This is a genomic window from Nonomuraea sp. NPDC050153, assembly GCF_044460125.1.
Lineage (GTDB): Bacteria > Actinomycetota > Actinomycetes > Streptosporangiales > Streptosporangiaceae > Nonomuraea.
Genome location: NZ_JBITJQ010000003.1, coordinates 461982 through 485658 on the forward strand (window position 1 = coordinate 461982; position 23677 = coordinate 485658).

Below are 23677 nucleotides of genomic sequence, written 5' to 3' on the forward strand. Positions count from 1 at the left end.
CCGTCACAGCTTTCGAGCGGAGCCCGGCAGGCAGCACTGTAGACTGGCACGGTTGCGCTCGTAACGCCTTCCGCTAGGGCGGATGAGGGGGAGCGCCGACACCCACCGACCCAAGCATCCCTAGGAGATGTCGTGTCCGAAGTACGTATCGCCGCCGAGCCGCGCACCACGTTCGGCAAGGGCGCCGCCCGCAAGATCCGCCGCGCCGACAAGGTGCCCGCCGTTCTCTACGGGCACGGCATCGACCCCAAGCACCTGACCCTGCCCGGCCACGAGGTGCTGCTCGCGCTCCGCACGCCCAACGTGCTGATCCACCTCAAGGGTGAGGGCGTCGACGAGCTGGCCCTGCCCAAGGGCGTGCAGCGCGACCCGATCAAGGGCTTCGTCGAGCACGTCGACCTGCTGCTGGTCAAGCGCGGCGAGAAGGTCACGGTCGAGATCCCCGTCACCACGGTCGGCGACGTCCACACCGACGGCCTGCTCGACCTGCAGCTCGTCGCCGTCGCCGTCGAGGCCGAGGCCACCCACATCCCGACCGGCGTCGAGGTCGACGTCGAGGGCCTGGAGGTCGGCAACTCCGTCACCGCCGGGCAGCTCGCGCTGCCGCGGGGCGCCACGCTGGCCGCCGACCCCGAGGTCGTCGTGCTCCAGGTGATCGCCAAGCCGGTCGAGGCGCCGGCCGCCGAGGGCGCGGCCGCCGAGGGCGCGGCCGCCGAGGGCGAGACCGCAGAGGCCCCCGCCGCCGAGTAACGGGTCCGATTCGTGAACGGGGCGGCCGGACTCGAGCCGTCCCGTTCCGCTGTTAGGGGTGCAGATGGATCGCTGGCTGATCGCCGGTCTGGGCAATCCTGGGCCCGAATACGCGGGTAACAGGCACAACGCGGGCTTCATGGTGCTCGATGAGCTCGCCGCCAGGGCAGGCGGGCGGTTCAAGGCGCACAAGAGCAGGGCGGAAGTGTGCGAGACCAGCACGGCCATCCTGGCCAAGCCCCTCACCTACATGAACCTCTCCGGCGGGCCCGTCAGGGCGCTCTCCGACTTCTACAAGATCGGCCCGGAGCGGCTGATCGTCGTCCACGACGAGCTCGACGTGCCGTACGGCGCGCTCAGGGCCAAGCTCGGCGGCGGCGACAACGGCCACAACGGCCTCAAGTCGATCACCAAGGTCCTCGCCACCCGCGACTACCTGCGGGTTCGCTTCGGCATCGGGCGCCCGCCCGGGCGCATGGACGCCGCCTCCTTCGTGCTGCGGGACTTCGCCACCATGGAGCGCAAGGACCTGCCCTTCCTGGTGGACCGGGCGGCAGACGTCGTCGAGTCGCTGATGGCGCGTGGCCTGGAAGCCACCCAGAACGACTTCCATCGGGCTGACCTGAACATTTCCGGCCCACCACGCTGATCGCCACATAGGTTCGTTCGCCGGTTCCCTGCCGTTCTCACCGCTACGATCAGTGACTGTCCGTTCAGGAATGGTCACCTGGAGGCGCGCGTGCGCGGTGAGGGTCACATGGCCATCGTCGGACCTGGCCATGTGGCCTCCTGGCGAGTCAGCCCGCGCACACCCGTCTGGGTCCGCTCCTATCGGTTCCGCGCGGTGCTGGGCGACCTCTGCGGGGCCTGGGTGGGGTCCGGGGTGGCCTTTTACGTGCGCTTCGGCGAGCTCACGCCGTACGTGCTGCCGTACCTGCTGGTCAGCCTGGCCCTGCCGGTGGTGTGGACGTTCGCGGTGGCGCTCAACCGCGCGTACGAGCCGCGCATGCTCGGCGTCGGCTCCGAGGAGTTCCGCCGGGTCGTGCAGTCGGGCCTCGCGCTGACCGCGGGCACCGCCATCGGCTCCTACGTGACCAAGACCGACGTCGCCAGGGGCTACGTCGTGCTCGCGCTGCCGCTGGTCACGCTGCTCACCCTGCTCCTCAGATACGCCCTGCGCCGCTCCCTGAACCGGCGCCGGGCAGCGGGGCAGTGCATGCGCAGGGTGGTCGCCGTCGGGCACGAGGCGTCCGTCGAGGAGCTGGTACGGCTGTTCAGGAAGGAGCGCCACCACGGCATGGACGTCGTGGCCGCCTGCCTGCCGGGCGGCACGCCGGGCGACTCCGTGGGCGAGGTGCCCGTGGCCGGCGACCTCAGCGACGTGCCGATCGTGGTCGACCAGTTCCGCGCCGACACCGTGGCCGTCCTGGCCTGTCCCGAGATGGACGGGCAGGCGCTGCGGCGGCTGGCCTGGCGGCTGGAACGCACCCACACCGAGCTGGTGGTCGCCCCGGCCCTGATGGACGTGGCGGGCCCGCGCACCATGATCAGACCGGCCGCCGGGCTGCCGCTCCTGCACGTGGAGCACCCCGAGCTGGGCGGGGCCAGGAAACTGGTCAAGAACATCTTCGACCGGCTGGTGGCCGTCGCGCTGCTGGTGCTGCTCGCGCCCCTGATGGTGGGGCTGGCGGTGGCCGTGCGCGCGTCGAGCCCCGGTCCCGCGCTGTTCAGGCAGACCAGGGTCGGCAGGGACGGGAAGCTGTTCACGATCCTGAAGTTCCGCACCATGCGGCGCGGCTCCGAGCAGCAGAAGATCACTCTGGTCAGCGACCGCGACAGCGTGCTCTTCAAGATCCGGAACGATCCCCGGGTCACGCCGCTCGGCACGCGGATGCGCCGCCACTCGCTGGACGAGCTGCCGCAGCTCATCAACGTCCTGCTCGGCCACATGTCGCTGGTCGGCCCCCGGCCGCCGCTGCCGGAGGAGGTGGCGCGCTACGGCGATGACGTGCGCAGACGGCTCCTCGTACGCCCCGGGCTGACGGGCCTGTGGCAGGTCAGTGGTAGATCTGACCTATCGTGGGAGGAATCCGTACGCCTCGACCTGCGTTACGTGGAGAACTGGTCCCTCATGCTCGACCTCCAGATCCTGTGGAAAACTTGGTCGGCCGTCGCCCGTGGGCAAGGAGCTTATTGATGACGATTCGCGACGACCACTCACTAGCGGCCGATCTGGCGACCGAGGCGGGTGAGCGGTTGCTGGGCATTCGCGAGCGCGTCGGGTTCGACGATTCCTCCGCCCTTCGCGCGGAGGGCGACCGGGCCTCCCACGTCTTCCTCATGGAGGCGCTGGCCAGGCTCCGCCCCAGCGACAGCGTGCTGTCGGAGGAGGCCACCCGCGAGGAGCGACTCGACCCGCGCCGGCTCAGTGCGTCCCGGGTGTGGATCGTGGACCCGCTCGATGGCACCCGGGAGTTCTCGGAGCGGCGAGCCGGCCTCGGAGGCGGCAGCTCGCGTAACCAAGACGGGGCCGAAGGGAGCGCGACCACAGGCGCACCGGAGGGCCGGTCCGACTGGGCCGTGCACGTGGCGCTGTGGGAGGGCGGCAGGCTGACCGCGGGCGCCGTGGCGCTGCCCGCCCAGGGCCGCACGCTGACCACCGCCGAGCCGCCCAAGCCGCCCTCCTTCGACGGGGGGCGCTTCCGCATCGCGGTGAGCCGCACGCGCCCGCCGGAGTTCGTGCAGAAGCTGGCCTACCTCCTCGGAGCCGACCTGGTCCCCATCGGGTCCGCCGGGGCGAAGATCTCGGCGGTGCTCACCGGCGAGGTCGAGGCGTACGTACACGCCGGTGGCCAGTACGAGTGGGACTCCGCCGCGCCGGTCGCGGTCGCCCAGGCCGCCGGGGTCCACGCGAGCCGGATCGACGGCTCCGAGCTGACCTACAACCAAGCCGACCCGTCACTACCCGATATCCTGGTTTCCCTACCTGAGCTAGCGACATCGCTGCTCAACGGGATTCGGGACCTGCACCGCTAAACCGCCGGAGGAAGCTCCCATGCTCCAGCGCGACTACACGACGTCGCAGCTTGACGTACTCGAAGCCGAGGCCATCCACATCATGCGCGAGGTGGCCGCCGAGTTCGAGCGTCCCTGTCTGCTCTTCTCCGGGGGCAAGGACTCGATCGTCATGCTCCGCATCGCGGAGAAGGCGTTCTGGCCCGCGGCCATCCCGTTCCCCCTCATGCACGTCGACACCGGCCACAACTTCGACGAGGTCATCGAGTTCCGCGACCGCCGCTCCGCCGAGCTGCACGCGCGGCTGATCGTGGCCAGCGTGCAGGACTCCATCGACGCCGGACGCGTGGTCGAGGAGACCGGGCGGCGCGCCTCGCGCAACCGCCTGCAGACCACCACGCTGCTCGACGGGATCGAGGAGCACGAGTTCGACGCGGTCTTCGGCGGCGCGCGCCGCGACGAGGAGAAGGCCCGCGCCAAGGAGCGCGTCTTCTCCTTCCGCGACGACTTCGGCCAGTGGGACCCGAAGAACCAGCGCCCCGAGCTGTGGAACCTCTACAACTCGCGCATCCGCAAGGGCGAGCACATCCGCGTCTTCCCGCTGTCGAACTGGACCGAGCTCGACGTCTGGGACTACATCAGGCGCGAGGGCATCGAGATCCCCTCCATCTACTTCGCCCACACCCGCAAGGTGTTCGAGCGCGACGGCATGCTGCTGCCCGACTCCGACGTCGTCCAGCGGGGTGAGGACGAGCCGCTGTTCGAGGCCGTGGTGCGCTACCGCACGGTGGGCGACATGACCTGCACGGGCGCCGTGCAGTCCACGGCCGCCACGGTCGAGGAGATCATCGAGGAGATCGCGGCCACCCGGATCACCGAGCGCGGGGCCACCAGGGCCGACGACCGCGCGTCCGAGGCCGCGATGGAGGATCGTAAGAGGGAGGGCTACTTCTAATGCTGACCGTCCGTAGCAGTTACGGTCCTTGGAGGATCGGCTGTGTCTATTTCAAGGGCTACTTCTAATGGACATCCTTCGCTTTGCCACAGCGGGAAGCGTCGACGACGGCAAGTCCACCCTCATCGGACGGTTGCTCTTCGACTCCAAGGCGATCTTCGAGGACCAGCTTGAGGCGGTCGAGCGCACCTCGCGCGACCGGGGCACCGAATACACCGATCTGTCGCTGCTGACCGACGGCCTGCGGGCCGAGCGGGAGCAGGGCATCACGATCGACGTGGCGTACCGGTACTTCGCGACGCCCAGGCGGAAGTTCATCATCGCCGACACACCCGGCCACATCCAGTACACCCGGAACATGGTCACCGGCGCCTCCACGGCCGACCTGGCGATCATCCTCATCGACGCGCGCAAGGGCGTGCTGGAGCAGTCTCGGCGGCACGCGTTCCTGACCTCGCTGCTGCGGGTGCCCCACCTGGTGCTGGCCGTCAACAAGATGGACCTGGTGGACTACTCGCAGGAGCGGTTCGAGGAGATCAAGGACGAGTTCACGGCGTTCGCGTCCAAGCTGAACGTCGCCGACCTCACCTTCATCCCGATCTCCGCGCTCAACGGCGACAACGTGGTCTCGCGCTCCGAGAACATGCCGTGGTACCTCGGCACGTCGCTGCTGCACCACCTGGAGAACGTCCACATCGCCTCCGACCGCAACCTGGTCGACGTGCGCTTCCCCGTCCAGTACGTGATCCGCCCGCAGCGGGCCACCGAGCAGGCCTTCCACGACTACCGCGGCTACGCGGGCCAGGTGGCGGGCGGCGTGCTGAAGCCCGGCGACGAGGTGGTGCACCTGCCGTCGGGGCTCACGACCCGCATCGCCTCGATCGACACCTTCGACGGTCCGGTCGAGGAGGCGTTCCCGCCCATGTCGGTGACGCTGCGCTTCGAGGACGACCTCGACGTCTCGCGCGGCGACATGATCGCCCGGCCGAACAACCAGCCGCAGGTGGCGCAGGAGCTGGAGGCGATGGTCTGCTGGATGGCCGACGGGCTCAAGCTGACGCCGCGTTCCAAGCTGACGATCAAGCACACCACCCGTACGGCCCGTGCCATGGTGCGCGACCTGCACTACCGGCTCGACGTCAACACCCTGCACCGTGACGAGGAGGCGACCTCGCTCGGCCTCAACGAGATCGGGCGGGTGTCGCTGCGGATCACGCAGCCGCTGTTCGTGGACGACTACGCGCGTAACAGGCTCACCGGCGGCTTCATCCTCGTGGACGAGGCCACCAACGGCACCGTCGGCGCCGGCATGGTCATCGACGCACGTTAGGTAGATCTTTCAGGGGTTCACCGAACCCCTGATTACTCTCCGCGATAGGGTCTTCGCGTTCCGTGTTCACGACGCGAAAGCCTCCTCCGTGACCGACCGCGAAAGCACCACCCGGGTCATCTACCTGGGAGGACTCGGGCGCAGTGGTACCACACTGCTCGAGCGGCTCCTGGGCGAGCTGCCCGGGGTGGTCGCGCTCGGTGAGGTCGTGCACCTCTGGGAGCGGGGCGTGCTCGCGGGAGAGCTCTGCGGGTGCGGGGTGGCCTTTCCCGACTGTCCCTTCTGGCGGCAGGTGGGGGAGCGGGCGTTCGGCGGATGGAGCCCGGCGCTGGCGGGCAAGATCCTGACGTTGCGGCGCCGGGTCGACCGCACCCGCCGGATCGCCCGGATCGCGCATGCCGACCTGGCCGAGTACGTGCGGGCCTACCGGCTCGTGTACGAGGCCGCGGGCGCGCCGGTCGTGATCGACTCCAGCAAGCACGCGTCGCTGGCCTGCTGCCTGGTCTCCGGCGGCGTGGACGTACGGATCGTCCACGTGGTCAGGGACCCGCGAGCCGTCGCCCACTCCTGGGCCAGGACGGTGCCGCGCCCCGAGGACGGGCGGCCCATGACCCGGTGGCGGCCCGCCCACACGGCCGTCCACTGGACGGCCCAGAACGCCGCCCTCGAACTCTTGCCGGGGCGCGGGGCCCGCGTCACCAGGGTCCGTTACGAGGACCTCCTCGCCGCGCCGGGGCCCACGCTCACCTCCCTCGCGCTCGGGCTCGGCCTCGCGGAGCCCGACCTGCCGTTCCTGGAGGGCCGCACGGCCTGGCTCGGGCCCTCCCACACCGCCTCCGGCAATCCGATGCGCTTCCACGTGGGGCGAATCGAGCTGCGCCGGGACGACTCGTGGGTGACGGGCCTGCGTGACGGCGACCGCCGGGTGGTGAACGCCCTCACGTGGCCGCTCAGGGCCCGCTACGGCTATCAGGGGACCGCATGACCCCCTCGGTGGGCCCCTCGGTGGGCCCCTCGGTGGGCGTGGTGATCCCGACGCGGGGCGACCGCCCGGCGCAGCTGCGCGAGGCCGTGGAGTCGGCGCTGGCCCAGCGCCACCCGGGGCGTCTGTCCGTGGTGGTGGTCGCCGACGGCGCCGCGCCTGGGGACATCGAGGTGCCGGGCCCCGTCCGGGTCCTGCCGAACACGCTGACCCCGGGCCTCCCCGGCGCCCGCAACACCGGCATCGCGGCCTGCGACACCGACCTCGTCGCGTTCTGCGACGACGACGACGTGTGGCTGCCCGGCAAGCTCGCCGCCCAGACGCGGGCGCTCGGCGAGCGCGGCGGCGAGTTCGCGAGCTGCGGCATCGAGGTGGAGTACGGGCACCGCCGCGTGCCCCGGCTCGCCGGGTGCGACACGGTGACGGCGGACGACCTGGTTCGCTCGCGCATGGTGATGGTGCACTCGTCGACGTTCCTGTTCGAGCGCGGCGCGCTGCGGGTGGACGAGAGCGCCCCCGGCGGCCAGAACGAGGACTGGGACCTGGCCCTGCGCGCCGCCGCCCGCCGGCCGATCACGCACGTGGACCGCCCGCTCGTCCGGGTGCGATGGGGCGGATCCCACTATGTCGCCCGATGGGCGGACCGCATTGCCGGGCTCGACTGGATGCTCGCCCGGCACCCCGAACTGGCCGTGGACCCGCGCGGCGCGGCACGGGTCTACGGCCAGCTGGCCTTCGGCCACGCGGCGCTCGGCCACCGCCGCGAGGCCGCCCGCTGGGCCCTGCGCGCCATGGGGACCCGCGTCGGGGAGCCACGCGCCCCGATCGCCCTGGCGGTGGCGGCCGGACTCATCTCCGCGCCGGCGGTTCTTTCCGCCCTTCACCGTAGGGGGCACGGCATTTGACTCGTTCCAGGACCACCACACCGCAGGTCCCGCTCCAACGCCTGCCCGAGGGCACGCGACCGGACACCACCCCGCCGCACGACCCGCCACCGCTCGACGCTTCCCCGGACACGCCGGCGAACGCCCCGTCCGGGCGGGCGCCGGCCCCTGAGGGACGTGCGGGGGAGCGGGGGGCGGCCGGCGCTGAGGAGGCGCGGGCGGCGGCGTCTCGCCGGGGGTGGGATCGGGTGTGGGTGGGTGGGATCGCGGTGGACGCGCTCACCGAGGACGAGGTGGTCCGGTGGGTGGAGGCCGAGCTGGAGGCCGGCAGGGGCGGGCGGATCGTCACCCCGAACGTCGACATCTGCCGCGCCGCCGCCACCGACCCCGCGCTCAGGGAGCTCGTGTGCACCGCCGAGCTGGTGGTGGCCGACGGGATGCCGCTGGTGTGGGCGGCCAGGCTGCTCGGCACCCCGGTGCCCGAGCGGGTCACGGGCGCGGACCTCATCTGGTCGCTCAGCAAGCTCGCCGCGCGCCGGGGCTGGCCCGTCTACCTGCTGGGCGGCCCGCCAGGCGTGGCGCGCAGGGCCGCGCAGGAGCTCACGAGCTGCCATCCCCGGCTGCAGGTGTGCGGGGTCCACGCGCCGCCGTACCACTTCGACACCACCCCCAAGGGGAGCGCGCGCGTCCGGAGGATGGTGGCCGCGGCCCGGCCGAGGGTGGTGTTCGTCGGGCTCGGGTTCCCCCGGCAGGACCGGCTCATCGCCGATCTGAGGGCGGAGATGCCGGAGGCGTGGTTCGTGGGGTGCGGGGCGGCGATCTCGTTCGCCGCCGGCACGGTCTCCAGGGCGCCGGAGTGGATGCGCAGGGCCGGGCTGGAGTGGGCGTTCCGGCTGGGCTGCGAGCCGGGGCGGCTGGCGCGCCGCTATCTGGTCGACGACCTGCCGTTCGCGCTGCGGCTGCTGGGGAGCTGCCTGGTCGGTCGCCTCACGAGGTGAGGGCGCGGACCCGGGCGGCGTCGTCCGGGCTGAGCCCTCGGGCGGCGTCGTCGAGCGCGCGGCGGGAGTCCATGGGGCGGTAGGCCGTGCGCGACAGGCCCGACCAGGCGAACCCCGTGCGCGACGGGCCCGACCAGGCGAACCCCGCGCGGGATGAACCCGGCCGGGTGCCCCCCGTGCCCGCGCCTGACGGTCCCGTGCAGGCCCGCGCGATGCGGTGCTCGGCCGCGGGTGTCCATGGCAGGTCCGCGTAGGCGTACAGGCTGCGGAAGCCGGTCAGCGGGTCGGCGGCCAGCGACTCGTACGAGGTGACGCGGACGCCGGGCGCGCGGTCCAGGATCGCGCGGGTCGCCCGCCACAGCGCGGCCGCCTTGGCGACGCGGTCCTGGGAGCCGACGAGCGCGCGCAGCTCCAGCAGCTCGGGGTGGTCGCGGACCAGGAACGGCTGTTCGAGCAGCTCGTGGAAGTAGACCGTCCACCCGAGCCGCTGCCAGCTCGCCACGAACGACACCGGGTCCCGCACCAGCGCGATCACCCGGCAGCCCAGGGCCGCGGCGAACCACCCCGCGCTCAGCACCGCGAACGGGTCGTCCAGCAGCGCCCGGCGGCCCGTCAGTCGGCCCAGGGCGAAGGCGGTGCCGTAGCGCAGCAGGCGGGCCAGGTCGTACGGGGAGCGGTTCGCGCGCAGCTCGGAGAGCCAGCGGTAGCGCAGGGCCACCGTGTCGCGGAAGGCGGGCAGCCAGTCGGCGGCGTTGTCGTCGCAGATGTACTGGAAGCGGTGGGTCACGGTGGCCCTGAGCACCCCCGGGCAGCGGCCGGGCGGGTGCTGCGGGTTGAGCGGCTCGTTGACGTAGACCAGGTCGCCGCCGGCCGCGAGCATCCTGCCGGTCCAGCTCGTGCCGCTCCTCGGCAACCCCGTCACCAGTACCGGCGCCTCCCTCACACGAGTCTCCCCGCACGAAGGGCGGACAGGGTGTGGCGGCCGAAGGGGTGGAGGCCGTAGCGGCGGTGCAGCTGCCACAGCGGGAGGAGGTTCTTGACGAGCATGCCGCCCGACCAGCCGATGACCGCCCCCAGCGCGCCGTGGACGGGGATCAGGGCCACGTCCAGGGCCACCGTGCAGATGATCGCCGCCAGCAGGTTGAACAGGCTCGCGCTCGTGTGCCCGGCGGCCGTCAGCACGACGTCCACCATCCCGCAGGCCGTCGCCACCATCATCGTGCCCGCCAGCACGAGCGCGACCGGGGCCGCGGACCCGTAGGTGGGGCCGAAGAGCCGCAGCAGCCACGGCGCCAGCGCCGCGTACGCCAGCCACACCGGCCAGGTCAGCAGCACCAGCCAGATCGTGGCGGTCTGGTACAGCTCGCCGGCCCGCTCCCGGTCGCCGTTCGCGAGCGCACCCACCAGCCGGGACTGCACGGCCTGTGCCAGCCCCTGGTTCGCGAGCTGCCCGACCACCTTGAACCGGGTGGCGGCCGTGTAGACGGCGGCCTGCGCGGGCCCGCCGAGCAGCGCGACGACCACGATGTCCAGCCGCTGGAACACCGCCTGGATCGCCCCCGCGACCGACCGGGGAGCCGTGTGCCGCCACAGGTCGCGAACCGTCCCGGGCAGGTACGGGGTCCGCGCCACGCGCCCCCGCAGGGCCGCCCAGGCGATGACCGCCACCAGCGCGTACGGCGCCCCCCACGCCACCGGCAGCCACGAGGCCGCCCCCGCCAGGGCGGCGCAGGTGACCAGCACGAGCTGAGAGACGGGCACCAGCAGGCCGTCCACGAGCACGGTGGGCCGCATGGACCCGAACCCCCGCGTGGCGGCCAGCAGCACGTCCCCCACCACCATGACGGGCAGGATCGCGGCGAGCGGGCCCAGCCGCGGATACAGCACGGCCCCCGCGAGGCAGGAGGCCACCAAGCAGGGCACCAGAGCCGCCCGGATATATCCGGATATGCCGACGTAGTCGTAGGTCTTCGCCCGCGCGATGAAGAACACCAGCCCGTTCCCCGCGTCCAGCTTCGCGATCCCCGCCGCCATGAGGGCCATCGCGGTGACCGTGAAGAACGCCCCGGCGTCGGCCGGGCTGAACGCCCTGGTCACGACCACCACGAGCACGAACTGCGCGACCGCGCTGGAGCCCGCCCCCAGCACCCCCGCGATCCCGCCGCGCCGCAGCCGCCGGTCCGCGACCCCGGTCATCGCCGCCACGAAGGATCACCGCCCAGCCACCGCACCAGCCGGGCGTCGTACGGCTCGAAGTGGTCCCGCAGCTCCCGCGCCAGCCCGCGCGGCGCCGGTCGCGGCAGGGCGCGCCCGTTGTGCCGCTCGAACAGCGGATAGCCCAGGTGCGGCACGCCCAGGAACTCCAGCACCCGGTCATAGGCGGTCTCCGGCTCGGCGAAGAACCGGTGGCTGTCGAGCACCAGGATCCGCCCGGGGCCGACCAGAGCCTCCAGCCGGTCGAGCTGGTCGGCGTAGCGCCCGCGCGCCAGGTACGCGTGGTGGCGGTGCGAGTGGTGCTGGGCGGAGGGCGAGTCGCGCAGCGCCTGCTCGGCCCCTGCCAGCCGCTCGGGCTCCAGCCCGATCGCGTGTTCCAGGAGCGACTCCGTCTCGTAACCCCTGGCCAGCTCGTGGGCGTGGGCCGAGCAGGCGCGCGCCACCGGATCGCGTACCAGCACGATCAGCCGCACTCCGGGCAGATCGGTCGCGATGCGCTCACTGGCCAGCGGATGGAACAGGTAATAGGGGGACGACTCGAACGCCAGCGCCCGCGAGCCGTACCGGTGTTCGACGAGGCCGGCGCTCATCCGCAGCGGGAAGTGCGCCTGGTACCAGTGCAGCCCCCGCGCGTAGCCGACGTCGAAGTAGTGGACGCCCTTGTGCAGCACCGGCTTGAGCAGCAGCGGATGCTGGGCCAGCGCCCGGTACAGCGAGGTGGTGCCGCACCGCTGCGCCCCCGCGATCAGGAACGACGGCAGCACCCGCGCCCCCGACGTGATCCTGCCCGTGGCGCGGGACAGCGACAGCACCGACCGTTTCATGGTCTTCACGTGAGCAGCTCCTCGTGGTCGACGACCGGGCTGAGCCAGGTCTCCGGCGGCCCGAGCGGCGCGTGCCCGTCGGCGGCGTGCCGGTCGGCCAGCGCGATGAGATAGCGCAGCGCGCTCTGCCTGGCCACCGCGTCCGACACCCCGAGGGGGGCGAGCTCGCGGGCGGCCCGCGCCACGCACGCCCGCGCCGCGACCGGCGGGGACATCCGGCGTAGGGCCCGCTGGAAGAAGTGGTGCACGATGTCGAAGCCGTAGGGCACGCTGAGCTCGTACCGCTCCCAGTCCCACACCAGCAGCCGCCCGTCGCGGGACGGGGACATGTTCCACGGCGCGAGATCCCCGTGCCAGGCCGCGCCCGGCCCGCCGGTGGCCGCGATCTCCCTGACCGCGTCGAGCAGCAGCCGCCTCGGCACCCGGCCGCGCCGTACCGGCAGCGGCGACAGCGCCAGCACCGACAGCTCCCGCCAGGAGCCGTGGTGCAGCACGGCGGGCGGGACCACCCGCTCCAGCGGCAGCCCGGCCAGCCTGCGCAGGGCCGCCGCCTCGGCGGTGATCAGCGCGCGTGCCCGCGCGCTGTCGCCGATCTTCACGAACGCCAGCAGCCGCCCGCCCGAGCGGGCCTCCAGGACGGGCTTGCGGTTGGCCCGCACGGCCGGCCGCACGTGCAGGACGGTCTCCACGGGACGCCCGAAGACCTCCCCCAGGTACGCGGCGATGGACCCCTCGCCCGGCACGGTGACCGAGGACCACGGGTGCCACCAGCGGCGCGGCACCATCCGCCGGGGCACGGCGGCGTGCGGCAGCACGGTGTACGCCCGGGGCGACCCCGACCCCGGATACAGCAGCCGCACGGTCTGATCGAGGTAGTCGAGCCGGATGGCGGCGTCCCTGCTCATGGCCGAGCCCCGCTCGGCGTGCTGTGAGGGATGTCCTCGCTTCGCTGCGGATCCATCACACACGTGATTTCCCCCCGACTGTTCCGCCACAACAGGGCGAACGAGATGAGATAGAGGCTGAGGGGGGTGACCAGGCCGTCGTAGATGAACATGTAGAGCAGCACCAGGCCCATCACCAGCACCCCGGCCAGCCCGATCGGGCTGCGGTCGGCCCGGTGGCGCCGGATCGCGCCCACGAAGAACGCCACGTAGAGCGCGGCCCCGGCGTAGCCCTGCGTGATGATCAGCAGCCAGAGCTGGCCGTCGCTGCCCAGCGGCGGGTGCCCGCAGCCCTCGCACCACTGCGTCCGGCCCGTGGTGATCGTGCGATGGTTGCCCATGGCGTTGCGCGTGTTGCCGTACCCGATGAGCGGAGAGTGGCCGGCGGCGGCGACGGTGGCCGTCACGGTGAAGGCCCTGATGTCGTTGGAGTGCGGCCGGTCCAGCCGCTGCGCGACCAGCGGCGCGAGCGGGCTCAGCGCGAACGCCACCGCCGCCGCCGCCACGGCCCCGCAGAGCGCCACCCTGGTCCGGCCCCCCACCCGGACGATCAGGTACGCGACGGCCAGGCCGAGCCCGATCCACAGGCCGCGGTTGAGCGAGTAGACGACGGGGATCGCGGCCAGGGCGATCACGGCGGCCACGAAGACCTTCTGCCGCCGCCCCCCGTACACCCACCACCCGACCACGAACCACACCAGCAGCACCGACGCGTTGCTGCCCCACGCGTTGGCCCACTCGAACGGCGCCTCCGGCCTGGGGGAGGCGAAGCCCAGCACCTTCTGCGTCTGGGCGGCGGTCGGGTGGATGAGGTTCTGGACGAACGGGTTCGAGCCCACCCAGTCGGGCAGCAGCAGCTCCACCGGCGAGGTGAACGCGAACGAGGGGGCGAACACGCCGAGCAGCCCGCCCGCGACCGTCGTGACGAACAGCACGCCGAGCATCCGCACCAGGCGCAGCTGCGGCAGCTCGCGCTCGGTGAGGTTGCCCAGGTAGAGCACCGTGATCAGGATGGCGGTGTAGAGCGCCAGCCGCATGGCGTAGCCGACGATCCGGCCGGGGCCGATCTCGCCGTACGTGCCAGGCGGCATCTCCGACAGCATGAGCCCGCTCACCAGGTAGCCGGCGAGCAGCAGCAGCCACAGCCCGAACCCGCGCGGCACCCTGATCGGCCGGCGCCGCCACAGCACCACCGCCATCGGCACCGCCACCACGATCACCGACAGCCCGCCGAATCCCAGCGCCCACCACACCGGATAGCCGACGAGCAGCGCCGCGATCGGCCACGCGGGCCCTATCACGTCGGCTGGCCGGGGCGCCGGGGGTGCATGTGCATGGGCGTGGTCTCGCCCAGCTCCAGCTCGCCCGTGGCGACGAGCTTGCCGAGCGGGGTGTGCGTGCGCGGCTCCAGCAGCGGCACGAACGACGGCAGCGCGTCGGTCGCCGTCACCACGCCGATGACGGGCACGTCGTGCCTGGCGAGCCGGCGCACGGCCGCCGCGACGTGGACCGAGGTGGCCCGGCCGAGCCCCACCAGCAGCAGCGCGGCGTCCGCCCTGGACAGGTCGCGGACGTCGGAGCCGTCGAGCACGGTCAGGGGCATGCTGACGGGCACCGGGTCGCCGGACTCCTCCAGGTCGGGTGGCAGGGTCCGGACCAGCAGCCGCTTGCCGGGGCACGCGGCGACCGCGGCGCAGGCCAGCTCGTGGGCCACGCCGGGCTCGCGCGGGCCCGACAGGTCGCCCAGCACGGGCAGGCCGGTCAGCCGCTCGACGTCGGCGGCCGAGCGCAGCCGCCGGTCGAGGCGGTCGCGGGTGTAGGCGGCGGCCGAGCCCGCGAGCAGCCCGGCCATGAGCCCGGTGCCGAGGTGGAGGGGCAGGCTGGGCGAGCTGGGCGCGGCCGGCGGGACGGCCTGGCTGATGATCGTGCCGGGGGTCACCGCGACCGTCCTGAGCGCGTCGTACCTCAGCGCGAGCCCGGCGGCCTGCCGGTTGAGCACGCTCTCCCGCTGGGCGGCGATCGTGTGCTCGGGAGTGCCCTTGGACAGCCCGGCGAGCTGCTTGATCACCGTGTCGAGCGTGGTGTTGACCTGCTTGAGCTTGCCCAGCACCACCTGCTGCTGCGCGGTCAGCGCGGTCAGCGCGCTCTCGCGGCGGTTGACCAGGTACGCCTGGGCGTACGCGCGGGACTGGGCGGCGGCGACGCCGGCGTCGGCGGCCGTCACCGAGATCCACAGCACCGCCGAGTTGGGCGGCACCGAGACCTCGACCGGCTCCGGGGTCTCGACCTGCAGCGTCCTGGCCGCCCGTGCCGCGACCACGGCGGACTGCGCGACCTGGGCCTCGGTGTCGAGGTTGAGCGCTTCGCGCTGGCGATTGGTCACCTGGTTGGCGGGCTCCTGTGGGCCGACGGGCACGACCAGCACCTGCGTGGTCGCGGTGTAGGCGGGCGGCGTGAGCCGCATGAGCGCGAGGCCGGCCGTGCCGCCGAACACGACGCAGCCCACCAGCACCAGCCATCGCCTGCGCAGCAGCGAGAGGTGCTCGTCCAGGTCCGTGCCGGAGCTCATGGGGAGGGTCTCCTGGAATTGCGTCGAGATGTGCGCCCACTATAGGGCGGACGATTATCAGCCAAGCCGATTACCCAAGATTTTCTGCAGAAAGGCACAAGGCAAAGACATTATAAAAGGAAATGTCCGGAAAATTCCTTGGGCGATACACCCCTCGCGAGCTGGTGAGACCCGGCACACTTGCTGAAGTTCCAGGAACGGCTCGGCAAGGATCGGGTTTGATAGGCGAGGGTCGTTCGACGAGGGGGTTGAAAGGCTTTGCAGCTACGGGGAATTTCTCATGACACCATCAACGTGGCGCTCGTTCTGGCCGTTGTCGCGGTGCTCGCCGCCTGCTCCACGGCGGAGGGTTCCAACGCGCGCGCGCCCGTAGCGATCAAGGAAGCCGCGGGCTCGCCCTCCTGCACGGCCACCTCCAGGCTCATCCCGTCGTGCGGCGCCTGGTGGGGCATCGCGCCGGAGGTCTTCACCGGCGCCCCGCTGGACCAGGCCCTGCACAGCGCCGAGGCGCGCATGGGCGCCGCCGCCGACGTGGTGCACGTCTACCACCGGGGCAGCGAGCTGTTCCCCACGCCCGCGGAGGTCAGGCTGGCCCGCGACCCGGCCAGGCCCCGGCTGCTCATGGTCAACTGGAAGCCCTCGTTCGACCACACCTGGGCCGAGATCGCCGACGGGGCGCTCGACGCCAGGATCGACCGGCTGGCCGGATACCTCAGGCGCACCTTCCCCGAGCGGTTCTTCCTCACCCTGCACCACGAGCCGGAGAACGACGTCGACGAGTCGTCGGGCTCGGGCATGCAGGCCACCGACTACGCGGCCATGTTCCGGCACGTCGTGCTCAGGCTGCGGGCCGAGGGGGTGAAGAACGCCGTCATGGTCATGACGTACATGGGGGCGCCGAACTGGGCGGCCGAGCCGTGGTTCGAGGACCTCTACCCGGGTGACGACGTGGTCGACTGGGTGGCCATGGACCCGTACGCCGACAGCCGGGTCGAGGACTTCGAGGGTCTGGTGAACAAGACCCGCAAGGAATATCCGGACTGGCCGGGGTTCTACCGGTGGATGCAGGCGCGCTTCCCCGGCAAGCCGGTCATGGTGGCCGAGTGGGGGGTGTTCGAGCGGAAGGACGACCGGACCTTCAAGCGCGCGTTCTTCGAGTCGGTGCGGCGGCAGATCAAGCGGTATCCGCAGATCAAGGCGCTGCTGTACTTCGACTCGCCGCAGGCGCCGCGCGGCGACACGAGCTTCGACGCCGGCTCGGGGGCCGACCGGGCGTTCAGCGAACTGGCTCGGGATCCTTACTTCCGCTCGACGCCCGTCCCCCGGCCGTGATTCGCCATCCCACGACCGTGACCACCGTGGCGGCCACGAGGGCCCAGACGGTGATGGTGTTGCTCACGTCCAGCAGTTTGAGCGCGGAGGCGAGCAGGACGATGGCCAGCAGCGCCCTGATGAAGCCGCCCGGGGCGCGGGAGGAGATCCGGGCGCCGAGGTAGACGCCCGGGATCGAGCCGATGAGCAGCGACAGCGTGAGGTCCAGCTGGAAGTCGCCGAACAGCAGGTGCCCGAGCGCGGCGGAGGTCACCAGCGGCACGGCCTGGACGAGGTCGGTGCCGACGAGCTGGTTGGCCTTGAGCGCCGGGTAGAGGGCGAGCAGGGCCACGATGATCAGCGATCCGGACCCGACCGACGAGATCCCTACGACCAATCCGCCTACCATACCGACCAGTAGGGTCGGAATTGGGCGCACGACGATCTCGTGGGCGCTCGACGTGCCTCCCCGCGAGCCGAGCCAGCTCTTGAGCGCCATGCCGGCGACGGCCAGCAGGAGCGCCACGCCGAGCGCGTACTTCACCGCGTCGGTGACCGCGAACGCGCGGGCCAGGAACACCCCGCAGAAGGCGGTCGGCACCGAGCCCGCGCACAGCCAGCCGACCAGGCGCAGGTTGACCGTGCCCCGGCGCAGGTGCACGACGCTGCCGACCGGCTTCATCACGGCCGAGGCGACCAGGTCGCTGGAGACCGCGGCCAGCGGCGGGACGTTGAAGAACAGCATCATCATCGGCGTCATGAGCGCCCCGCCGCCCATCCCGGTCAGCCCGACCACGATCGCGACGAGGAAGGACCCGAGGATCAGGGGGAAGTCGATCAACGGACCCAGCCTCCGGACCGCAGCGTCCCCAGAACCTGGGAGACGGCCGCGTCGATCGAGATGTGCGTGGTGTCGATCACCAGCTCGGCGTCGTCCGGCTCCTCATAGGGGTCGGAGACGCCGGTGAACTCGGGGATGAGGCCGGCGCGCGCCTTGGCGTACAGGCCCTTGCGGTCGCGCCGCTCGCACTCCTCCAGCGGCGTCGCGACATGCACGAGCAGGAAGTCGGCCCCGACCGACTCGACCATCTCGCGCACCTCCTCGCGGGTGGCCGCGTAGGGAGCGATGGGCGCGCAGATGGCCAGGCCGCCGTGGCGGGCGGTCTCGGCGGCGACGAAGCCGATGCGGCGGATGTTCAGGTCGCGGTCGGCCTTGGAGAACGTCAGGCCCTTGGACAGCAGGTGGCGTACGACGTCGCCGTCGAGGTAGGTGACCGTGCGGCTGCCGAGCTCCAGCAGCGCGTCGCGCAGGCCGCGGGCGATCGTGGACTTGCCGGAGCCGGACAGGCCGGTGAAGAAGACCACGAGGCCGCGGCGGTGCGGCGGGCCGGGGATGTGCACCGGGTCGGGGCCGGCCAGGTGCTCGGTGGCGCCGTAGGCGGTGGCGACGTGCTCGCGCAGCTCCAGGTCGATCTCGGGCTCCTCGCGGGGCGCCAGCGGCACGGAGACGACGATCGTGTCCTCCGGCAGCTTCTCCTTGGCGCGCAGCGCGGCGCGGACGATCGCGGGGCCCGGCTCGCCGTACGAGAGGGGGAGGAGCATGATCACCGCGTCGAGTTCCTTGGCGGTGGCGACGATCTCGGAGAGGTCGTCGAGGGGCCCCCGCATGGTCACGGCGAGCGCGGGACGCCCGGCGAGCTCCGCCCTGGCCTCGGCCGGAGTGCGCCGCAGGCGCGCGAACGGGCCGTGCTCGGGCGTGCCGAGGCCCTTGACCGGCCCCGAGGTCAGACCGTCGGGCTCCTGGGCGGCCACCGTGAGGGCGGCCAGCGGCAGGCCCTCGGGGTCGAGCAGCGTGACCTCGTCGCCGGGCGCGAGATCGGCGGACACGTGGAGCGTGACGGGCGCGGGCCACGGCGTGCCGTCGGCGAGCGTGCCGCGCTCGTGCACGGAGTGGAGGTCATCGTGGCCCAGGAACCCGCTCAGCGGCTCGAAGGCGCCCGAGAGCAGCAGCTCGAGGTCGGCCAGCTCGCGCGCATCGGGGGTCCACTCCACGGCTCCAACATCCCAACTATTCCGATTGAATTGGTAGGGATGGAGTCTACCGATTGATGCAAGTGTGCCGCTAGAGGACCCGGGCGAAGTGGTGTTGCGGTTTCCTGATGACCATGGTGATCTCGTCGTGGGTGGCAGGGTAGCGGCCGTTGGTCAGCTTGGCGGCCAGCGCGACCGCGGCGACGGTGATCTTGCGACGGCGGGCCGGGCCGCTGGTGGTCCGCCGGTCGTCGGTGATCATGAGGCCCCGGCTGAGGCAGAAGGCATGCATGCCGTCGCTCGACGCCAGCGGCTCGTACACGCTGGGCAGCGGGCCCGGGGTGCCGGGGGTGACGAGCAGGCGCCAGAACATGCGGCGCAGCAGCGACGGCATGATCCGGTCGAGCAGCCCGTAGGCGGACCTGCGGTCGCGCATCCGCAGCAGCACCAGGCCGCCCGGGCGCAGGGACTGCAGCAGCCGGTCGAAGACCAGCTCCGAGTGCTTGATGCGCTCCAGCAGGAAGGACAGCTGGATCACGTCGTACGATCTGGGCGGCAGCGGCACGCAGCGCAGGTCGCCCAGCGACCACGACACCAGGTCGGCCCGCTCCCCGAGCACCGCCCTGATCGCGGGGTGCTCCTCGTCGGCCCCGGTGGCCCTCATCTCGATCCGCTCCAGGTCGAGCGGCTCGTCGTGCGCGCACCCCGCGACCAGCACGTCGAGTCGTCTGCCGGGCACCCCGGACCAGTGCTCGCGGACCCGTTGACCGAAGAGGTCGCCCCGCTGGGCGACCGATCGCACCTCAGACATGTCACCTACAGTAATCACTCGTGCGGTTTCAGTAAGCCATTTCCTCGCTAGCATCCTTCCCCGTGAGCGGCGAGGTTTACATCGGAAATGCCGGCGTCGATGCGCCCATGGACCGGGGCTGGCTGCTGGGTCATTTCAAACCCCTCGGAGACCCAAGGCACAGTGACGACGTGGAGATCAAATGGGGGGTGCACCAGCCCGGCGAGGAGCGGGCGGAGTGGGTCAGGGGGGAGGCGCGCACGGCCCTGCTGGTGCTGATCAGCGGCCGGTTCCGGGTGGAGCTGCCGGGCCGCGGCGTCCTGCTGGCCGAGCCGGGTGACTACGTGGTCTGGGGTAAAGGCGTCGACCATTCGTGGCGCGCGGAGGAGGCCTCGACCGTGCTCACCGTCCGCTGGCCCTCCGTGCCTGGTTACCGGGCCCAGTAGCCGGGCGCAGTGGTCGGGCCTGGTAACCGGGGGCTGCCGAGTTACGCCTGCGAGTACCCTTGGAGAGAACCCCCGCGACCTGACTCGGCCGGGGGTAGTCGTGTTGCCGTCGTGGGGCTGTGGGCGTATCTGATGAGTCTTTCCGGGCTACTTGACCTTGTTCGCGCCGACCCGAAGCTGACCGCCGCTCTCGAAGAGGGCGGCGACGTCGCGTTGATCGCGCCGTCCGCGCTGCGGCCGTTCGGCGTGGCCGCGCTGGCCGCGCACGACCAGCGGGCCGTGCTGGCGATCACGGCGACGGGCCGCGAGGCCGAAGACCTCGCCGCCGCGCTGACCAGCCTCATCGAGCCCAGCTCGGTGGCCGTGTTCCCGGCGTGGGAGACGCTGCCGCACGAGCGGCTCTCGCCGCGCAGCGACACCGTGGGGCAGCGGCTGGCGGTGCTGCGGCGGCTGGCGCACCCGGTCAAGGGCGACAGCGCGGCCGGGCCGCTCAGCGTGATCGTGGCGCCCATCAGGGCGCTGCTGCAGCCGATCGTGAAGGGGCTCGGCGATCTGGAGCCCATCAGGCTGCGCGCGGGCGACGACGCCGACCTCGACGAGGTCGTCGACCGCCTGGTGACCAACGGCTACCACCGCGTCGACATGGTGGAGAAGCGCGGCGAGGTGGCCGTGCGCGGCGGGTTGCTCGACGTGTTCCCGCCGACCGAGGAGCACCCGCTGCGGCTGGAGTTCTGGGGCGACACGGTCGAGGAGATCCGCTGGTTCAAGGTGGCCGACCAGCGCTCGCTGGAGGCGGCCGAGGACGGGCTGTTCGCGCCGCCGTGCCGCGAGCTGCTGCTGACCGGCGAGGTCAGGGCGCGGGCGCGGGAGCTGGCCGAGGAGCACCCGGCGCTGGCCGAGGTGCTCGACCAGCTCGCCGAGGGCGCGCCGGTGGAGGGCATGGAGGCGTTCGCGCCCGTGCTGGCCGGGGAGATGGACCTGCTGCTCGACCACCTGCCGGTCAGGTCCGCGGTGTTCGTGTGCGACCCCGAGCGGATCAGGGGGCGGGCCGAGGAGCTCGTACGCACGTCGCAGGAGTTCCTGGAGGCCTCCTGGATCAACGCGGCGGCCGGCGGCGAGGCGCCGATCGACCTGGGCGCGGCGGCCTTCCGCACGCTGGAGGAGATCCGCGACCACGCCGACTCGCTGGGCCAGCCGTGGTGGACGATGGCGCCGTTCGGCGGCGGGGTCGAGCTCGACGCCCAGGACTCCGAGGCCTACCGGGGCGACACCGCCAAGGCGCTGGCCGACATCAAGGGCTGGCTGGCCGACGACAAGGCCGTCGTGCTGCTCAGCGAGGGCCACGGGCCGGCCGAGCGGATGGTCGAGCTGCTCAAGGGCGTCGACGTGCCCGCCAGGCTGCGGCAGTTCCTGGACAAGGCTCCCGAGCCCAAGGTCGTCCACGTCAGCACGGGCCTGATCGAGCACGGCTTCATCACGCCCAACCTGGCCGTGCTCACCCACCTCGACCTGGTCGGGCAGAAGGCGTCCACCAAGGACATGCGGCGGCTGCCGTCGCGCCGCCGCAACATGGTCGACCCGCTCCAGCTCAAGGTCGGCGACCACGTGGTGCACGAGCAGCACGGCGTGGGCCGCTACGTCGAGATGGTCCAGCGCACGGTCCAGGGCGCCACCCGCGAATACCTGGTCATCGAATACGCCAAGGGCGACCGCCTCTACGTGCCCACCGACCAGCTCGACGAGGTCACCCGCTACGTCGGCGGCGAGGCGCCCACGCTCAACCGCATGGGCGGCGCCGACTGGGCCAAGGCCAAGTCCCGGGCGAAGAAGGCGGTCAAGGAGATCGCGGGGGAGCTGATCAGGCTCTACTCCGCCCGCATGGCCTCGCCCGGCCACGCGTTCGGGGACGACACGCCGTGGCAGCGGGAGATGGAGGACGCCTTCCCGTACGCCGAGACCGGCGACCAGCTGGAGGCCATCGACGAGGTCAAGCGCGACATGGAGCGCGGCGTCCCGATGGACCGGCTGATCTGCGGCGACGTCGGCTACGGCAAGACCGAGATCGCGGTGCGGGCGGCGTTCAAGGCGGTGCAGGACGGCAAGCAGGTGGCCGTGCTGGTGCCGACGACGCTGCTGGTCCAGCAGCACATGTCCACCTTCACCGAGCGGTTCTCCAGCTTCCCCGTCACGCTCAAGCCGGTCTCCCGGTTCCAGACCGACGGCGAGGTCAAGGGCACGCTCGAAGGGCTCAGGTCGGGCGCCGTAGACGTGGTGATCGGCACGCACCGGCTGCTCAGCCCCGAGGTCCGGTTCAAGGACCTGGGGCTGATCATCATCGACGAGGAGCAGCGGTTCGGCGTCGAGCACAAAGAGGCGATGAAGCACCTGCGCACGCAGGTCGACGTGCTGGCCATGTCGGCCACGCCGATCCCGCGCACGCTGGAGATGGGCCTGACCGGCATCCGCGAGATGTCCACGATCCTCACGCCGCCGGAGGAGCGGCATCCGATCCTCACGTTCGTGGGGCCGTACGAGGAGAAGCAGATCGGGGCGGCGATCAGGCGCGAGCTGATGCGCGACGGCCAGATCTTCTTCGTGCACAACCGGGTGGCCTCGATCAACCGCGTGGCCGCGCGGCTGCGCGAGCTGGTGCCCGAGGCGCGCGTCGCGGTCGCGCACGGGCAGATGAACGAGCACCAGCTCGAAAAGATCATGGTGGGCTTCTGGGAGCGGGAGTACGACCTGCTGGTCTCCACCACGATCGTCGAGTCCGGGCTCGACGTGCCCAACGCCAACACGCTGATCGTGGACCGGGCCGACAACTACGGCCTGTCGCAGCTGCACCAGCTGCGCGGGCGCGTCGGGCGAGGCAGGGAGCGCGGTTACGCGTACTTCCTCTACCCGCCGGAGAAGCCGCTGACCGAGACCGCCCACGAGCGGCTCGCCACGATCTCGCAGCACACCGAGATGGGCGCGGGCATGTACGTCGCCATGAAGGACCTGGAGATCCGCGGCGCGGGCAACGTGCTCGGGGCCGAGCAGTCCGGGTTCATCGCGGGCGTCGGCTTCGACCTGTACGTGCGGTTGATGGCCGAGGCCGTGCAGGAGCAGAAGGCCAAGCTCGACGGCGGCGAGGCGCGGGAGGAGCAGCCGGACGTCAAGGTCGAGCTGCCGATCAACGCCCACATCCCGCACGACTACGTCACCTCCGAGCGGCTGCGGCTGGAGGCGTACAAGCGGATCTCGGCCATCGCCACCCCGGACGACATCGGCGGGGTGCGCGAGGAGCTGACCGACCGCTACGGCAAGCCGCCCGCGGAGGTGGAAAACCTGCTGGAGGTCGCCAGGTTCCGCATCAAGGCGCGCCAGGCCGGGCTCACGGACGTCACGCTGCAGGGCCAGAACATCAAGTTCGGCCCGGCCAGGCTGAGAGAGTCGCAGCAGGTCCGGCTCGACCGGCTCTACAAGAAGGCGATATACAAGCAGGCGGCCGAGACGCTGCTGGTGCCCGTGCCCAAGACCAAGCCGCTCGGCGGGCAGCCGCTCCGCGATCTCGACCTGCTCAAATGGTGCGGTGACCTGGTCGAGGCGATGTTCCTCGAGCCAGCGCGGGTAAGCTAGCGGCGGTTTTCGG

21 protein-coding genes are annotated in these 23677 nt (G+C 71.8%); 12 read left to right on the plus strand and 9 right to left on the minus strand.

Annotation, left to right across the window (positions count from 1 at the left end):
* The first annotated feature begins 132 nt into the window (after positions 1-132).
* The 9 genes from ACIBQ1_RS10655 (at position 133) to ACIBQ1_RS10695 (ending at position 8914) form a co-directional block, all read left to right on the plus strand.
* Positions 133-750: a 50S ribosomal protein L25/general stress protein Ctc gene (locus ACIBQ1_RS10655; RefSeq protein ID WP_397276309.1), complete on the plus strand. Its 618-nt coding sequence runs from the start codon at positions 133-135 to the stop codon at positions 748-750.
* A 64-nt stretch (positions 751-814) separates the two neighbouring features.
* Positions 815-1399 carry an aminoacyl-tRNA hydrolase gene (gene pth, locus ACIBQ1_RS10660; RefSeq protein WP_397276310.1) on the plus strand — a complete coding sequence of 195 codons (585 nt, stop codon included), beginning with the start codon at positions 815-817 and terminating at the stop codon, positions 1397-1399.
* Between the two features lie 108 nt (positions 1400-1507).
* Positions 1508-2947: a sugar transferase gene (locus tag ACIBQ1_RS10665; protein WP_397276312.1), complete on the plus strand. Its 1440-nt coding sequence runs from the start codon at positions 1508-1510 to the stop codon at positions 2945-2947.
* Positions 2947-3786, plus strand: a complete 840-nt coding sequence (locus ACIBQ1_RS10670; protein WP_397276313.1) for a 3'(2'),5'-bisphosphate nucleotidase CysQ — start codon at positions 2947-2949, stop codon at positions 3784-3786. The genes ACIBQ1_RS10665 and ACIBQ1_RS10670 overlap by 1 nt, the downstream gene beginning before the upstream one ends.
* A gap of 19 nt (positions 3787-3805) precedes the next feature.
* On the plus strand, positions 3806-4720 hold the full coding sequence (gene cysD / locus ACIBQ1_RS10675; protein ID WP_397276315.1) for a sulfate adenylyltransferase subunit CysD: 915 nt from the start codon (positions 3806-3808) through the stop codon (positions 4718-4720).
* 67 nt (positions 4721-4787) lie between these two features.
* Complete coding sequence (cysN, locus tag ACIBQ1_RS10680) at positions 4788-6050, plus strand: sulfate adenylyltransferase subunit CysN (protein ID WP_397276316.1); 1263 nt, start codon at positions 4788-4790, stop codon at positions 6048-6050.
* Positions 6051-6138: 88 nt separating this feature from the next.
* On the plus strand, positions 6139-7035 hold the full coding sequence (locus tag ACIBQ1_RS10685; RefSeq protein WP_397276318.1) for a sulfotransferase: 897 nt from the start codon (positions 6139-6141) through the stop codon (positions 7033-7035).
* On the plus strand, positions 7032-7937 hold the full coding sequence (locus tag ACIBQ1_RS10690) for a glycosyltransferase family 2 protein (RefSeq protein ID WP_397276320.1): 906 nt from the start codon (positions 7032-7034) through the stop codon (positions 7935-7937). Before ACIBQ1_RS10685 ends, ACIBQ1_RS10690 begins: the two co-directional genes overlap by 4 nt.
* Positions 7934-8914 (plus strand): WecB/TagA/CpsF family glycosyltransferase, encoded by a 981-nt coding sequence (locus ACIBQ1_RS10695; protein ID WP_397276321.1) that lies wholly within the window; start codon positions 7934-7936, stop codon positions 8912-8914. The genes ACIBQ1_RS10690 and ACIBQ1_RS10695 overlap by 4 nt, the downstream gene beginning before the upstream one ends.
* Here ACIBQ1_RS10695 and ACIBQ1_RS10700 read toward each other — a convergent pair.
* The 6 genes from ACIBQ1_RS10700 to ACIBQ1_RS10725 are packed head-to-tail and all read right to left on the minus strand — an operon-like array spanning position 8904 to position 15465.
* Positions 8904-9857 carry a sulfotransferase gene (locus ACIBQ1_RS10700; RefSeq protein WP_397276323.1) on the minus strand — a complete coding sequence of 318 codons (954 nt, stop codon included), beginning with the start codon at positions 9855-9857 and terminating at the stop codon, positions 8904-8906. The genes ACIBQ1_RS10695 and ACIBQ1_RS10700 overlap by 11 nt on opposite strands.
* Positions 9854-11110 (minus strand): lipopolysaccharide biosynthesis protein, encoded by a 1257-nt coding sequence (locus ACIBQ1_RS10705; RefSeq protein WP_397276325.1) that lies wholly within the window; start codon positions 11108-11110, stop codon positions 9854-9856. The genes ACIBQ1_RS10700 and ACIBQ1_RS10705 overlap by 4 nt, the downstream gene beginning before the upstream one ends.
* Positions 11107-11952 (minus strand): sulfotransferase domain-containing protein, encoded by an 846-nt coding sequence (locus ACIBQ1_RS10710; RefSeq protein WP_397276752.1) that lies wholly within the window; start codon positions 11950-11952, stop codon positions 11107-11109. Before ACIBQ1_RS10710 ends, ACIBQ1_RS10705 begins: the two co-directional genes overlap by 4 nt.
* 5 nt (positions 11953-11957) lie before the next feature.
* Complete coding sequence (locus ACIBQ1_RS10715) at positions 11958-12857, minus strand: hypothetical protein (RefSeq protein WP_397276326.1); 900 nt, start codon at positions 12855-12857, stop codon at positions 11958-11960.
* A complete protein-coding gene (locus tag ACIBQ1_RS10720) occupies positions 12854-14197 on the minus strand; it encodes a hypothetical protein (RefSeq protein ID WP_397276328.1) in 1344 nt (447 codons plus the stop codon). The genes ACIBQ1_RS10715 and ACIBQ1_RS10720 overlap by 4 nt, the downstream gene beginning before the upstream one ends.
* Complete coding sequence (locus ACIBQ1_RS10725; protein ID WP_397276330.1) at positions 14194-15465, minus strand: Wzz/FepE/Etk N-terminal domain-containing protein; 1272 nt, start codon at positions 15463-15465, stop codon at positions 14194-14196. Before ACIBQ1_RS10725 ends, ACIBQ1_RS10720 begins: the two co-directional genes overlap by 4 nt.
* Before the next feature lie 294 nt (positions 15466-15759).
* On the opposite strand from ACIBQ1_RS10725, the gene ACIBQ1_RS10730 reads away from it, so the two are divergent.
* Positions 15760-16797 carry a glycoside hydrolase family 26 protein gene (locus ACIBQ1_RS10730; RefSeq protein ID WP_397276332.1) on the plus strand — a complete coding sequence of 346 codons (1038 nt, stop codon included), beginning with the start codon at positions 15760-15762 and terminating at the stop codon, positions 16795-16797.
* Here the strand turns inward: ACIBQ1_RS10730 and ACIBQ1_RS10735 are convergent.
* From ACIBQ1_RS10735 to ACIBQ1_RS10745, 3 genes are all read right to left on the minus strand, one after another.
* Positions 16742-17617 carry a sulfite exporter TauE/SafE family protein gene (locus ACIBQ1_RS10735; protein ID WP_397276333.1) on the minus strand — a complete coding sequence of 292 codons (876 nt, stop codon included), beginning with the start codon at positions 17615-17617 and terminating at the stop codon, positions 16742-16744. The genes ACIBQ1_RS10730 and ACIBQ1_RS10735 overlap by 56 nt on opposite strands.
* Positions 17614-18828 carry an adenylyl-sulfate kinase gene (gene cysC / locus ACIBQ1_RS10740; RefSeq protein WP_397276335.1) on the minus strand — a complete coding sequence of 405 codons (1215 nt, stop codon included), beginning with the start codon at positions 18826-18828 and terminating at the stop codon, positions 17614-17616. The genes ACIBQ1_RS10735 and cysC overlap by 4 nt, the downstream gene beginning before the upstream one ends.
* Positions 18829-18898: 70 nt before the next feature.
* Entirely contained in the window at positions 18899-19618 is a 720-nt protein-coding gene (locus ACIBQ1_RS10745) for a class I SAM-dependent methyltransferase (protein WP_397276337.1), read from the minus strand.
* A 170-nt stretch (positions 19619-19788) separates the two neighbouring features.
* Between ACIBQ1_RS10745 and ACIBQ1_RS10750 the strand changes: the two genes are divergently transcribed.
* On the plus strand, positions 19789-20043 hold the full coding sequence (locus ACIBQ1_RS10750) for a signal peptidase I (protein ID WP_397276338.1): 255 nt from the start codon (positions 19789-19791) through the stop codon (positions 20041-20043).
* 132 nt (positions 20044-20175) lie between these two features.
* Positions 20176-23664 (plus strand): transcription-repair coupling factor, encoded by a 3489-nt coding sequence (mfd, locus tag ACIBQ1_RS10755; RefSeq protein ID WP_397276339.1) that lies wholly within the window; start codon positions 20176-20178, stop codon positions 23662-23664.
* Positions 23665-23677: the final 13 nt, after the last annotated feature.